This window comes from Vibrio sp. 10N.247.310.98, assembly GCF_041467395.1.
In the GTDB taxonomy this organism is placed as follows: domain Bacteria; phylum Pseudomonadota; class Gammaproteobacteria; order Enterobacterales; family Vibrionaceae; genus Vibrio; species Vibrio crassostreae_C.
Genome location: NZ_JBFSUL010000017.1, coordinates 56189 through 69992, shown reverse-complemented (window position 1 = coordinate 69992; position 13804 = coordinate 56189). Strand labels below are relative to the sequence as shown.

Below are 13804 nucleotides of genomic sequence, written 5' to 3'. Positions count from 1 at the left end.
GTTTGTTGCCTTGTTGAGATAACTATAGCTGTGCTAAATTTTTGGTAAACTCACTAATTGAACACGTTGGATATGCGCAAATGCACAACATAAGATGGGATGACCTGCAATATGTTCTAACAGTGGCGAATGAAGGATCCCTGTCGGCCGCGGCAAGAGCACTTGGTGTAAACCACAGCACCGTTTTACGTCGTATTGACACCTTTGAGTATCGTCACAAATTACGAATTTTCCATAAACTTCCTACCGGATACAAACTAACGGTTGAAGGGCAAAAGCTTCTGGAGTCAGCTCTCGCTATCGAATCCACAGTAAGAGAATTGGAGCACAAGGTTTTTGGACAGGAATTGAAGCTAGAAGGTACGCTAAGAATAACGACGACCGATGCGTTATCTCGCCTCATTCTGGGTACTCATTTGGCTGCTTTTCATCGGCTTTATCCAAAAATTCAGTTAGAACTCAGCCTCACATCTCGTCAATTGGATATTTCACACCTAGATGCAGATATCGCGATTCGCCCGGCAAATGAGTTGCCAGCCCATTTAGTTGGGACCAAGTTAAGTAAAATTGCCTTTGGTGTTTACGGATCGCCAGAATATATAAATGGCCTTAAGAGTAAGCACCCCTTAAAGTCTGCATCTTGGTTAATGATGCATAGAGGCAGTGCTTCGCTACAGGTTTCTGAACTGATTTCGGAAGACAAAATTGTCATGAAAGCCGACTCTTTTGAGCCCCTGATCATCGCGGCTGAAAATCAGATGGGGTTAGCCTACTTACCCTGCTTTTTAGGTAACAGTAAGGGAACTCTGCAAAGAGTAGATATGGAAGTGATGCACCAAAATACAGACCTATGGATGATGACTCATAAAGATTTAGAAGATTCAGCCAAAGTAAAAGCATTTTTTAATTTTATGAAAGGCGCAATCAAATCAGACCATAATCGGTTGGCCGGATTTGATTATTAGCGAACGAGTGCCGGCTCTTCACCATTAGGCTTACGAACAAAATGACACAAAGCCCACAGCACAAACAAAGTCACAGTCAGCTCCCAAGCGCGTAGGAAGGTACTTTCCAACCCTAAATTGCTACTGGTCATGTACAACTGAATCGGCAGCATAGTCGCCAATAACGCATCGGCATGAATGTCTCTGGCTGAACCTTTCGCTTTGGCCATTGATGCGGTGATCAGAAAGGCAAATAAACCCAACACTATGGTGTAGTAACCGAATGTAGATTGATGCCCTGCCATCAACAAGGTGAACACCACGGCGAATGCACAGCCGCCCACTTGAGTTTGAAAACGGCGGTCAACCACGTCGATAAAGCTTTTGTGTGTGGTTTGGGTTGCAGCAGCAATCACTGGCACCATGCAGAACGTTGCAGAGATAATGTCGACAATCATCAAGAATGCCAAACCAAGACCAATCAACGCGAGTGAAATTGCTCTGCTCTCAAATGTGACAGGCTGTTCTTTAAATACAGGAGGCTTGTTTCCTTGCTCAACAGGGAACAGAGCCACCATGGTTTTTGCTACTACCATGGTAATCAACATGGATACCAAAATTTCATGAATACGCATCGGCATATCCATGGTGGTATGCTGAGCAAACACCACAATCAAAATCCAGTTGAAGGTTGGCATCAACATTTTACCTTTCTTCGCTGGCGTAGTGGCTCGACGACGCATAAAGTCGAAGAAGAACAGGCTGATGGTCCACACCACAAACGGATGCTGTGAAAATACCTCAGTCACCACCAACGCTGTACTTGCTGCCAATAAAGTGGGTGCCAAGGTACGGATCAGACCAAGCCAAGAGTAATCTTTATTCTTGGTCATGATGATGGTTGGATACAACGCCAGATAAACGGGAGAGTCTAGGTTTAGTAGCTTTCCCAACACCATACAAATCGTCACAGTAAGTGCGACACGCAGCGCTTCATTACGTTGAGAATGACCCTGTGCGGTGTTTTCGAATGTCCACATAGTCATCTCCTACTAATAGATGTAGCGAAATGTTGAAACCAAGTGAATCCAAGCCGAGCCAATAACGTGCATTATTGGGTTACCGCTTTCAACAATCACACTCGCTCGTGAACCTGAGATCATCGAAGGATCCAGTTCGTTAACTGTAATGCGGGTACGTACTTTCTGTTGCTCACGGATCCAACGCGTATCATTAGTCACGCTAGACAGCTTGCCATTGGCATTATTGGTGTCGTAAATCGCACGCTCTTGGCTACTCACTTCACCCGTAAAGACTTTGCCCGGTAGCGCATCAAAAGAGACCAAAACTTCGCGGCCATTAGTTAGCTTATCAATGCCTTTCTCATTGAAGTCCGCACTGATCCACGCATGAGCTTCGTCCACCAGCAGCAATGATGAAGTACCTTGAGTGATATAACTACCCGATTGCAATTGCAAGTTGGTCACGACGCCTTCCGTTTGCGCGACGACTTGAGTGTGGCCTAAATCCAGTTCCGCACTGGCAAGTTTTGCTTCTGCCAGTTCAATGGCCGCTGTGCGGTCTTGGGTCGATAACTCAACCTCAATGCGTTTCACTTCCGCGTTCGCAGCTTCAACCGCACTACTCGCAACTTGTGTATTGGTGATTGCATCATCAAGATCTTGTTCCGTCGCGAGCCCTTTGTTACGCAGTTTTTGGTTACGTGCGAGTTTCTGTTTCGCGTTGTGATATTCGAATTCTCGTTGGCTTTGTGTTTGTTTCGCTGCTGCTAATTGCTGCCATTTCGCTGAATCAGAATCACGCGCTTGATGCAGTTCGGCTTGCGCTTGTGCCACTTTCAATTGGTAGCTACTGGCATCGATAGCAAATAATGGCTGACCTTTTTCAACCAACTCGCCATTACTAACCATGACATCGGTAATCACACCGGACACTTCTGGCGCAATGGTCGCCACGTTACGATACAAAGTCGCTTGAGTGGTGAAAGGGGAAACATTATCTGAGGTGACTAAAAAAGCGGAGAACAATGCTGCCGCTGAAAAAACAGTGTAAATCGCGTATCTATAAAAATTTTCGTTCATGCTTGTGCCTAGTTTTCATTCGTTATAAAGCGCCGCGCTCACGGCTTATTCGATTCTCTTTTCTACGAAAACTAGGTTATAACCATTCACAATTGGAAAACAGAGCCAATAAAAGAAGTATGGATTCCACATTTGGAAAGGTTGATGATTTGTACCGATTTCGCTCAGTGGTTGAGCAAAAAGGTCAGATAAGGGTGTATTGAAACGTTAGAAGACTGAATCAAGGCGAGCTTAACATTGGAACCTCACACACTAACCCAAGTTACTTTCCTTGCTCCTGTAAGTGCGCAATGAAAGCCGGAACCTTTTTCGCTATGTGCTTTCTTGATGCATAAAAGGCGTATAAGACTAAGTCTTCAGGTTGATATTCAAGTTCTATGATCTCTAGTTCGCCTGTCTCGATCTCTTGACGACAGAGTTCTTTAGGAAGTATCGCAAAGCCCAAACCAGCCAATGCGCCAGCTTTAGCAAGTTGTCCGCTATTCACTTTAAACGCAGATTTTACTCTTTGAGTAATCACCTCACCTGTTTCGTTCTTAAATACCCATGGCGTTCCGTTTAGCGCGGTAAAGCTATTAATACACGGTACATGTTTCAAATCCGTAATTTTAAAAGGCTTAGAGGATGTGCGAAGAAGTTTGGGGGAAGCCACAACAATGCTAGACCAACGTTTAATCTCTTTCGCTATCCAATTGTTATCCTCAAGTTTCCCTCGATGAAAACTCAGAATAACGTCAAATCCATCGAGCAAGTCCTCTTTAGGACTGATGCTTGTATCGCAACACAATGAAATAGAGGGGTATTTGGTGCAGAAGGAAACAACGGCTTGAGCGAGTTCCGGTGAATCAGGCATTAGAATGTTGAGCTGCCCCACCACATGACGTGAATGCTGCGTTACCTCCGTAAGCGCTTCGTTAAGCTTGTCCAACAAAGGCTGAGTACGTAAATAAAGATGCTCGCCTGCTTCCGTTGGGGCTATACGGCGGGTCGTTCTATCGAACAATCGAGCATCTAACTGCTCTTCTAATAAAGCAATGTGACGACTTACATTTGAGGTCGGCAAACACAAAAACTCCGCTGCTCTTTTAAAGCTATTGTTCTCATAAACACAGTGAAAACTTTTTAGCCATTGTTGGTCAATCTTCTCAAGCATTCCCATTAATCTCATCCATACCAATTATCCGCCCATACCAACAATCCCATCAGATAGGACTATAAAGCCAATATTAAGCACTTTATTACCAAAAACAGGCTTATACAATGCTCATCATTAAAGTGAACTAGATAAGGTTTCCAATGAGTTGGTTAGAAAAGCTATTAGATAAGAAAAATATAATAAGTACCCGTAAAGCTTCTATTCCTGAAGGGGTATGGACCAAGTGCTCTGCGTGTGATCAAGTCTTATACCGATTAGCCCTTAGAGAAAACCTGGAAGTCTGCCCAAAGTGTCATCATCACACGAGGATGACAGCACGCTATCGTTTAGACAGCTTCTTGGATAAAGGAGTGATGACTGAAATTGGTAGCCAACATGAACCACAAGACTTACTCAATTTTAAAGATCAGAAACGCTACAAAGAACGTATCTCACTTGCTCAAAAAAGCACGGGCGAAAAAGATGCCCTAGTCGCTGCAAAAGGAGAACTTTTGGGGCTTCCGGTAGTGGCGTGCGCTTTCGAATTTTCTTTTATGGCAGGTTCGATGAGCAGCGTTGTGGGTGCTCGCTTTGTTGACGCGGTTAACTCAGCCATTGAGGCTAATTGTGGATTAGTCTGTTTTTCGGCTTGTGGTGGAGCTCGCATGCAAGAATCGCTAATGGCATTAATGCAGATGGCCAAAACCAGTGCTGCGTTAAAGCGACTATCCGATGCAAAGCTCCCTTATATATCCGTGTTAACCGACCAAACCTTTGGCGGAGTCTCGGCAAGTATAGCTATGCTCGGTGACATCAATATAGGTGAACCTAAAGCCCGAATTGGTTTTGCCGGTCGCAGAGTGATTGAGCAAACGGTACGTGAAAAATTACCTGACGATTTTCAACAGAGTGAGTTCCTACTCGAGCATGGTGCTTTAGACATGATTGTTGATAGACGTGAGATGCGCGCACGAGTGGCCAAGCTAATCGCAATGATGACCAACACTCAGATTCAAGTTGATCATTAAAAACCTCCCCCTCTAGCTCCCCCTCTAGCTCCCCCTCAAATGACCAACAACGATCTCTTTAGATTAACGACCGAGGGGGAGAACATTCTTTATCGCTGAACATACAGCAACACTTGTAACGTTAGAATTCCGTTCCTCCCCTTCCCTTCCCTACGAGCAATAAGAGATTGAAGAAGTAAGCCGCACCCAGTTACATTCCATTGGATTGCTTAATTTGCACTGGCTTCTTATGGTTAAAATGCCTATTGTACAAACCATAAAATTATAAAGACTCGCGGCCTATGCCTTTGCCACAGAGACTCTCCATTTAAACGAAAAGACTGACTATGAATTTTGATATCAATGCACTGAAACACCACCAACTGGTCGAAGATGGTCAACTTGAGGGGTGTTACATTCATCAGCCTGTACAGGGCAGTCTGCCAGACGATAAAGCGGTTTTAGCAGAGCGCCAAGCGCTGGAAAGCCAAGGATATAAGGTGGTTCAGGTTAAAGCGAAAGGCGGAACAACTACGTTTGCCGAAGCTATGCAAGAGCTTGCGAAAAAGACAGGCCACCAGCCTAAATAGTAAGTGACTTGGTAAACCAATATGGTCACTTGGTTCTATATCGAGAAAGCACCCTACCGACTACTGAGTCAGCAGGGTGCTTTTTTATTGAAGGCCTTTTTACTGACTAATCTTGTTAACTTTCCTTACTGACCTAAGTTACCGAGCTAAGTTACTGACTCAGCTGACTGAACTTCGGCAAGCTCTTCACAAACCTCTGGTGTACATCCATATAGGTTTGCATATAGATTTCATCGATATTGTCACCACTCGGGAAGCTGGATGAGAAATCTACGTGGTTGCGGTCAATCGACAATTTAGCCGCCTCGACAATATGAGCAATGAACATTCTAGGATCTTCCAACCCGATAGAGATACGCATTGTCGTCGGTTTGATACCGGCTTCATTGAGCGCTTCATCACTGAGTTCTGAATGCGTGGTCAGGGCTGGGCACAGCGCCACGGTGTTGGTTTGCCCTAAGCTCACTTGCATGCCGATTGCTGGCTCAAGCATGTCGAAGAACTGTTTGAATCCATCTCGATTGATTGGCGCACGATCGCCGTTACCTTCCATATCGATTGTGAAAAGCGCCGCTGGCAAACCCAAGTACATGTTGTTCTGGCAGTGTTCATAGTTGTCACTGTCTGGCAAAGCAGGACACGATACGTTGATGTCAGGGTGAGCATCAAAGATCTTCGCGAGAGTCAGTGTATTAATCGTTTTCTGCACCACTCGCATCTCATACGTTTTCATACCATTGAGCACTTCAAACGCTTTATCTGCATCTAGGAATGCACCCTTAATGTAGTACACATTCCAAAACAGCGTTTCGTTCCATAGGATTTTGGCCTCATCACCGTTGGGCTTGGTGAAAGTGACCTCCTCTCCTTTTGGAATAAACATGGTCTCGTTGCGGCCAATCACAACTCCAGCGGTTGTGGTGCCAGAACCCGCCAGTTCTTTGGTGTAGGAGTGAATCACATAATCGGGTCTTTCAGCCACATCGTCGCGTTTTAGTACTGGATGCAGCAATGGAGTCCCCACTGTCGAGTCAACAATCACATCCCAACCACGAGAGTGACCAGCTTTACTGATGCTAGCAACATCCAACACGTATCCATGCGGGTTACACGGTGACTCTAGGTAAACGTAGATTTTCTTACCTGCAGCGATGCGATCTGCGTATTTATCAGCAACCTCATCAAGGCGCGTCGCAAACTCATCACCGGAGTAACCATCCACCCACTCTACCGCGACATTCAGATTAGAAGGTTTTCCAAACCAATCTTCCAACAGCTGGTAAGAACCACCGTAGATATTGCGTGAAGCCAAAACAATGTCTTCATGCCCGAGCAAGTGGCTCAACAACCCATCAATAGCCGCCATACCCGAGTTAAAGTTCCATGCGAGGTATTCGTTGGCTCTAGAGCCTGCCTCGATATCAACCATATGGTTAGCCAGTGAAATCGATGTAGGGTTAAGCAGTCGAGAATATATATCGTGCAACGGCTCTTTACCGTTAAACGCATCTTCAATCCATTCTGTACACGCAAACAAATAGGTCGCGGTACGTGTAATCACAGGGCTTGCAGAAAATATAGCAGCGACATTATCGAAAATTGGATACGCACCTTTAGACGCAAAATTACCATTATTGGTGGCAATAGACTGGTAAGTGGCGCGCATTGGGTTTTGCAGATTATCGAGGATCTTAGCGATCTGGAATGACAAAAAACGTTTGGCGTTAAACCAGGCGATTCGGTCACTCTTGTCGAGTTCTGAAAGTCCATCAACGGTCAATGCCCAAAGGTCGTGAGTCTTGGTATTGGCTTTGTACAGCGTCGTCGCCAGTTCGATAAGCGTGACGCCGTAATCACTGTTTGGATCGATACCAAAGTGCTTTGCTTGCTCAATCGCAAGGGCTTCTGCTTGTTCGTGTTTGGTGGTTTTACGCAGCGGGCTAAGTTGAGTTGAAGTATTCATAATTCCTAAGTCATTCCATACTTGTTGTTCCTCCTTTAATTTTAGTTTTGTGCTGATGTTAAAAATTGCTATTTGCGAAGTAAGACATACACTTTGAGCAATAATATTGCCAAACTAAACTCAATATTGATGGAATATGCCAATGGACGAGATCGACAAGAAAATACTGGCTGAACTGCAAAGCAACGCTCGGCTCACCAATCAAGAGTTGGCCGATCGAGTGGCGCTGTCGCCCTCTCCTTGCTTACGTCGAGTTCGAGCATTAGAGAAACAGGGGATTATTCGCGGCTATCACGCCAGTGTCGACCAAGAAGCATGTGGCTTACCTGTGAATGTGTTTGTGTTGGTGAAACTTGAAAAGCCGACAGAAGAGAACATGCGAGACTTTGAACAGCACATCGAAGTGATTGACGAGGTGTTAGAGTGCTTTCTAATGACGGGCAATCACGACTACCTATTGCATGTAGTCAGTGAATCACTCAAAAGCTACGAGCAGTTCATCCGTAAGCAATTAACTCGCCTACCCAATATCGCTTCTATAGAATCGAGCTTCGCCTTTGGTCAGGTAAAAACAAAAACGAAGCTGCCAGTGAGATAATTAGAAACGACTTAATTTGTCTATATAGAAGACATTGGATAGTCATCTCCAATCATACAGATAAGTGCGCCGCCAAAAGCTTTGTCGTAACGTACTTTTCCGGTCGTATTCGAACTTTCTATATCCGTGTTGCCGTCCACAATCTGATTAATTTCTTGTGCCACTTTTGTTGGTACCAACCATATACAAGCTGCAACAGAGCAAGTGGATGATGACGATTCACAACCTGTCTCGGAGCTTCCTCGTGCCCATTGGCTGCCCTTTTCCTTAAGCAGTAATTGCGTTGCTATGTAATCTGGGTGATCGATGTACTGATCACCACCTATCCATGTATCGCCATAAGGTAGATATGGTCCTCGCCATGTTGATAAGCCCGGATTTTCAATTAAGTGATTGATGTTTAAGTAGCCGAAGTTCGTGTCGGTATCGGAAGTAATTGGAGGTAAAGAGCCATTGTCATGAGAATATTGCTCCGCTGCATCCAAGACAGTATTCAGTTGCCCGATCAAAAATGTTGCCTCATCGACACGGGAAATACGATTACCGATCTGGTTGTAGATAAAAAATGCGGCAATGAGCATGAGTAAACTAAACGATGCAAGTTTCCATTTTTCTATCTGACGCAAAAGTCTTAACATCTATTTTTTATCTCTCATCAAAAGGTTCTAATAACGCTATGGCTTCCCTTATAAGGAAAGATTATACCAGAGTAAAATCAAGCGTTTTGCATTGAAACTTACTTGTCCATGTCTGCGGAAAATAAGCCTAGCTCTAATGTGCCCAACTTCGATTTAGAGCCTCCCTAAAAACAAACAATCATCACACCCGACTTCACTGACTTAACCCTCAAATCAACCTTGTATTGAATTGCTCCGTAAAACAAACCAAAGCGATGGAAATCGATTCGAAGTGATCGTTTTATCGGACTGTCATCTAATTTTTGTACTTTGATATAACAAATAGCTCAAAAATTATTGAGCGATCGTTCAATTATATCAAATTTTCCACTATAGTTGATTGGTCAAACAACTCACAACAAGGAAAAGTTATGAATCCAAATACCGAATCTCAATCAACGCCGACTCGATCTATCCCTCAAGAAGCATTTGATTGGTACGACGAATATGCACACGGCCTGATTGATCGCAGAGAGTTTATGGCTCGTCTATCTGGGCTAGCTGTACTTGGCTTAACCATGACGACGCTAACTTCTGCACTGATTCCTAATTATGCGCAGGCAGAGCAAGTCTCTTTCAATGACCCTTCCATCAAAGCAACCTACGAGAAGTTTCCTTCACCTAAAGGACACGGCGAAGGCTATGGTTACTTGGTTGTACCCAAAGAGTTAGAGGGCAATGCGCCTGTTGTATTGGTCATTCATGAAAATAGAGGCCTCAATCCATACATAAAGGATGTGGCAAGACGACTCGCAGCGGCGGGGTTTATTGCGTTTGCACCTGATGCACTCTATTCGCTTGGCGGGTATCCAGGTAATGATGATGAAGGTCGAACGATGCAGAAGTCGCTATCAAAAGAGAAAATCGAAGAAGACTTTATCGCAGCGGCAAACTTCTTGAAGTCCCATGAAAAAAGTAACGGTAAGCTAGGCGCAGTCGGTTTCTGCTTCGGTGGCTATATCGTGAATATGTTGGCCGCTGTCATGCCAGAGCAACTCGATGCAGGCGTTCCATTTTATGGTACTCCTGCCGCACCAGATTTAAGAAAAAATGTAAAAGGCCCCTTGCTCATCCAATTTGCGGGAATCGATAAACGCGTGAATGCGACTTGGCCAGATTATGAAGCCGAACTCAAAGAGAACGAAGCAGACTACACAGCTTACATCTATGACGGCGTGAACCATGGCTTCCATAACGATTCAACTGGCCGCTATGCTGAAGAAGAAGCAGAGTTAGCTTGGAAACGTACACTTGAGTTCTTTAACCAAAAGCTTTCTTAATAGTTAGCTTTACTGAACCCGTTTTCTTTAGATTCCGAGTGACTGCCCTATTCCCTACAAAACCCAAAAGGCCTCGCACTCGCGAGGCCTTTGTTGGTCGGTAATCAGTTCCTCCCTTTTCCCATTACCAACAATAGGTTTGAGATGTAAACCAAGGGGGTTAGAAGGGGATTGTCGGTCGAGTCTCACGTACAGAAGCCTCGTTGATTCACTGACTTAACCGCTCATCAATGTAACTTCGCTTCAAACAAACCTATTGACCCGATCGCGCAAATAGATAATATAGATAGCTAGACGTCTACATGTCTTTTATTTATTAAATGGAGTTATCATGAACAGCTACAAAAAAATCACAGCATCCCTGTTGGCATTAGCTTTCGTATTCGGTGTAACAGGATGTGGAAAAAAAGACGAGGCTGTCATCAAGATTGGGGCGACAGTTGGCCCACATGCACAAGTTGTACAAGCTGTTGCCAAAGAAGCAGCAAAGCAAGGGATAAACATTGAACTCGTCGAGTTCTCAGACTATATCACCCCTAACGCAGCATTAGATGATGGAAGTATCCAACTGAACAGTTACCAGCATCAGCCATTCCTCGATAACTTTAATGCCAATCACGATAGCCAGTTAGTTTCTATCGGACGTTCAATTTTGATGCGTATGGGCGTTTACTCGAACAAGTACACTTCGCTTGATTCTATTCCCGAAAACGCTCGAATCGCGATTCCAAACGATCCAACGAATGGCGGGCGTGGACTATTACTGCTTGAAGATGCAGGGCTGATCTCATTAAAAGACAACGCTGGTTTCAACGCGTCTTTAAACGATATTGTTAGCAACCCGAAGAACATTCGATTTGTTGAAGTGGATGCCGCGCAGCTACCCCGCTCTCTTGACGATGTAGATGCTGCTGCAATCACCATGAACTATGTAATGTCGGCTGGACTCGACCCTAAGAAACAAGGCATTTACTTAGAGAAAAAAGACGCACCTTTAGCAGTGATGGTTGTTGCGGCGCGAGAAGAAGACAAAAATAATGAAACGTATAAAAAGATTATCTCAATTTACCACTCACAAGAGATCAATGACTTTTTAGACAGCACTTTCAAAGGCACCATCGAAGCCGCAAATTAAGCTAAATCGTTTCAGATTTGGCGTTGCATGATACTCATAAAGCAATGCCAGATTTGAGTTGGCGGGTTGTCGTTGACGCATTCCAGCTTCTTTTCAAATTAGAGAGCAAAGCTTTAGTTACTTGAATGGAGGTTGAAAACCATATCGTCAGAGCAGATTATGTAAGCATAAAATTCAATTAAATCTGGGGGCTTTGCATGAAAAAAGAAGTGATACTTTTTGATATAAACGAAACGGTTTTAAATTTGGAGTCATTACAGCCTAAATTTAAAGCGGTGTTTGGAAAGGAGGATGCATTATCACTTTGGTTTTCAAAGCTTTTACACTCTTCAACGGTTTGCATCGCAACAAACGTAAAATCTACTTTTTCTGAATTAGCGAATGCAGCGCTCAACGCTATTGCACAGCGATACAAGTGTGATTTAACGGCAGAAAGCAAAAGTGCCTTGTTAACTTCTTTTGCCAATCTACCAGCGCACACTGATATCAAAGCATCTTTACTTAAATTGCGTAACAACGGCTTTAAAACCGTCGCTTTTTCCAACTCATCCCTCGATCTCATCACTTCTCAAATCAAGAACTCGGGCTTAAACGATTATTTCGACACCGTCATTTCTGTTGAGGAAACAGGCAGTTTCAAACCAAATTCAGACGTGTATAAATTTGCAGCCGAAACCTTACAAGAGCCTGTCGAAAACCTTCGTCTTGTCGCTACTCATGATTGGGACACTCATGGTGCGCTATCCGCTGGCTTACAAGCAGCCTATATAGACCGCACAGGCGTTGAGTATCATTCCTTGTATTTGAAGCCGGAGATTAGCTCAAAGACGATGGATGGTGTGGTAGAACAGATAATTAAGCACAATTTAGACAAGTAAAATCTCAAGAGACTTTTCTACTCCTGATTCGATACAACCACCCTGTAGTGGTCAACAAATTCCGGACACTGACTTAACCGCTTTGATCAACCTTGTGTTGAACTGCTCTGGTTATAGAGACGCTGTCGGTTACCTAAAAACTGCAGTTACCTAGCAACAAATATAAGCTAGCAACAAATATAAGCTAAAAACAACTGTACGATTGAGGAACGCGTTTTTCTTCATCCCAGCCTAATAGCTCAATATTGATCAATGACTTGCGCTTCTCATTACACAGTGAAGCGATATTGATGATAGGCAGTTGGCTACGAAACTGCGCTGTAAGGATGACCTTTTTACTTTCGTTAAGGCTGCTTCTGCATTGCGACAAAATCGCTTCAGTATCTAGTTGGTGTGCGTTCTCGATAATTTGGATATCAGCATTCTCTTGATAGCAATCTATCAACCAAGATACAGCAGGCTCTTCTATGCTGGTGAGCACGATGACATCTTTTGTTGTGACCAATTCTTTGAGTTCAGATAGTTTGAGTTCAGTTTCCATAGTTACCCTCATTCAGCAGCAAATACATTAAAGTCGATTGCCCAGTTTAGCCTGTGCTAAGTGGTAGCCTCTGTCGATCATCTCTTGTGAGCGATCAAACTCTAGGGTGCCACAAGCATTGCGTGGGATCTCAAGCGTGATATCGGCGGGGTAAGCGGCCAACTTTTGGCGAGCAATGGTCGATTGCATCGCATCAAATGCTTGGTTGGCAATATCGTAAAAAGCAAAGTTGAAGCTCATTTTGCTTTTTACACTGCTACCGAGGTTATCGATAAAATGCACAACCTTCTGATGCAGGTTGCTCTCTTTTGTTGGCAGGGAAACCGGTATCACTTCCTGTTTAACCATTTCAGGTTCACCACCTAAATTCACAGCCAGTGTAAAGTCTGTATTATCACCAAAGGTAGGCGCAATCGGTACGGGATTAAGAACGCCGCCATCAATCAGCACTTCTCCATTGATAACGTGAGGGGTCAAGAACAGTGGCAAAGAGATAGAGGCGCGAATGGCATCAAACAGAGAACCTGATTGCAGCCAAACCTCTTTTTCATCGGCGACGTTAGCGGCAACTGCGGTATAAGGGATGGGCAGATCTTCAATTGAAATCTCGCCGATCAGTCCACGCAGAGTGTCGATGATCTTGTCCCCTTTGAACATACCACTCGACTGCCATGAAAAGTCCAACAACATCGCCATATCACCTTGATCGATACTGGTGACCCACTCTTCAAATTCATCCAACTTGCCCGCAGCGTAGACACCACCGATAAGTGCGCCAATTGAACAGCCAGAAATGGATTTTATCTGATAGCCATGCTCAATTAACCAGCGGATGACTCCAACGTGAACCAAGCCTCTTGCGCCACCACTGCCAAGTACCAATGAGATCGTTTTTGCCATCATATTAATCCTTTAGTTTTAAATTCTAGGTGGGCTAACTCGCCGATTTACCAA

At 44.2% G+C, this 13804-nt stretch carries 14 protein-coding genes; 7 read left to right on the top strand and 7 right to left on the bottom strand.

Annotation, left to right across the window (positions count from 1 at the left end):
- The first annotated feature begins 80 nt into the window (after positions 1-80).
- Positions 81-965 (top strand): LysR family transcriptional regulator, encoded by an 885-nt coding sequence (locus AB6E78_RS09275; protein WP_017059087.1) that lies wholly within the window; start codon positions 81-83, stop codon positions 963-965.
- Here AB6E78_RS09275 and AB6E78_RS09270 read toward each other — a convergent pair.
- The 3 genes from AB6E78_RS09270 to AB6E78_RS09260 all read right to left on the bottom strand — a co-directional run bounded on the left by AB6E78_RS09270 (position 962) and on the right by AB6E78_RS09260 (position 4205).
- Entirely contained in the window at positions 962-1984 is a 1023-nt protein-coding gene (locus AB6E78_RS09270) for a DUF2955 domain-containing protein (protein WP_372133192.1), read from the bottom strand. The genes AB6E78_RS09275 and AB6E78_RS09270 overlap by 4 nt on opposite strands.
- A 12-nt stretch (positions 1985-1996) precedes the next feature.
- The gene (locus tag AB6E78_RS09265) at positions 1997-3046 is read right to left on the bottom strand and encodes an HlyD family secretion protein (protein WP_102428604.1); all 1050 of its coding nucleotides are present in this window, start codon (positions 3044-3046) and stop codon (positions 1997-1999) included.
- A gap of 262 nt (positions 3047-3308) precedes the next feature.
- Positions 3309-4205: a LysR family transcriptional regulator gene (locus AB6E78_RS09260; protein WP_372133189.1), complete on the bottom strand. Its 897-nt coding sequence runs from the start codon at positions 4203-4205 to the stop codon at positions 3309-3311.
- Positions 4206-4342: 137 nt separating this feature from the next.
- Here AB6E78_RS09260 and accD point away from each other — a divergent pair, with 137 nt between their 5' ends.
- Both accD and AB6E78_RS09250 read left to right on the top strand, forming a co-directional pair.
- Positions 4343-5209, top strand: coding sequence for an acetyl-CoA carboxylase, carboxyltransferase subunit beta (accD, locus tag AB6E78_RS09255; protein ID WP_372133186.1), 867 nt, complete (start codon positions 4343-4345; stop codon positions 5207-5209).
- 326 nt (positions 5210-5535) lie between these two features.
- Positions 5536-5778 carry a hypothetical protein gene (locus AB6E78_RS09250; protein WP_050650112.1) on the top strand — a complete coding sequence of 81 codons (243 nt, stop codon included), beginning with the start codon at positions 5536-5538 and terminating at the stop codon, positions 5776-5778.
- A 151-nt stretch (positions 5779-5929) separates the two neighbouring features.
- On the opposite strand, the gene AB6E78_RS09245 is transcribed toward AB6E78_RS09250, so the two are convergent.
- Positions 5930-7741: a PLP-dependent transferase gene (locus AB6E78_RS09245; protein ID WP_372133183.1), complete on the bottom strand. Its 1812-nt coding sequence runs from the start codon at positions 7739-7741 to the stop codon at positions 5930-5932.
- Between the two features lie 142 nt (positions 7742-7883).
- Here AB6E78_RS09245 and AB6E78_RS09240 point away from each other — a divergent pair, with 142 nt between their 5' ends.
- Positions 7884-8339: an Lrp/AsnC family transcriptional regulator gene (locus AB6E78_RS09240; RefSeq protein WP_012604166.1), complete on the top strand. Its 456-nt coding sequence runs from the start codon at positions 7884-7886 to the stop codon at positions 8337-8339.
- Positions 8340-8359: 20 nt separating this feature from the next.
- Here the strand turns inward: AB6E78_RS09240 and AB6E78_RS09235 are convergent, their stop codons facing one another.
- Complete coding sequence (locus AB6E78_RS09235) at positions 8360-8977, bottom strand: type II secretion system protein (protein ID WP_372133180.1); 618 nt, start codon at positions 8975-8977, stop codon at positions 8360-8362.
- Positions 8978-9387: 410 nt separating this feature from the next.
- Here AB6E78_RS09235 and AB6E78_RS09230 point away from each other — a divergent pair, with 410 nt between their 5' ends.
- The 3 genes from AB6E78_RS09230 (at position 9388) to AB6E78_RS09220 (ending at position 12309) form a co-directional block, all read left to right on the top strand.
- Positions 9388-10296, top strand: a complete 909-nt coding sequence (locus AB6E78_RS09230; RefSeq protein ID WP_017059076.1) for a dienelactone hydrolase family protein — start codon at positions 9388-9390, stop codon at positions 10294-10296.
- 331 nt (positions 10297-10627) lie between these two features.
- Positions 10628-11431: a MetQ/NlpA family ABC transporter substrate-binding protein gene (locus AB6E78_RS09225; RefSeq protein WP_017059075.1), complete on the top strand. Its 804-nt coding sequence runs from the start codon at positions 10628-10630 to the stop codon at positions 11429-11431.
- A gap of 197 nt (positions 11432-11628) precedes the next feature.
- Positions 11629-12309, top strand: coding sequence for a haloacid dehalogenase type II (locus AB6E78_RS09220; protein ID WP_229647240.1), 681 nt, complete (start codon positions 11629-11631; stop codon positions 12307-12309).
- 184 nt (positions 12310-12493) lie between these two features.
- On the opposite strand, the gene AB6E78_RS09215 is transcribed toward AB6E78_RS09220, so the two are convergent.
- Both AB6E78_RS09215 and AB6E78_RS09210 read right to left on the bottom strand, forming a co-directional pair.
- Positions 12494-12862: a hypothetical protein gene (locus AB6E78_RS09215; RefSeq protein ID WP_032545629.1), complete on the bottom strand. Its 369-nt coding sequence runs from the start codon at positions 12860-12862 to the stop codon at positions 12494-12496.
- 15 nt (positions 12863-12877) lie between these two features.
- On the bottom strand, positions 12878-13750 hold the full coding sequence (locus tag AB6E78_RS09210) for a patatin-like phospholipase family protein (RefSeq protein WP_372133217.1): 873 nt from the start codon (positions 13748-13750) through the stop codon (positions 12878-12880).
- Positions 13751-13804: the final 54 nt, after the last annotated feature.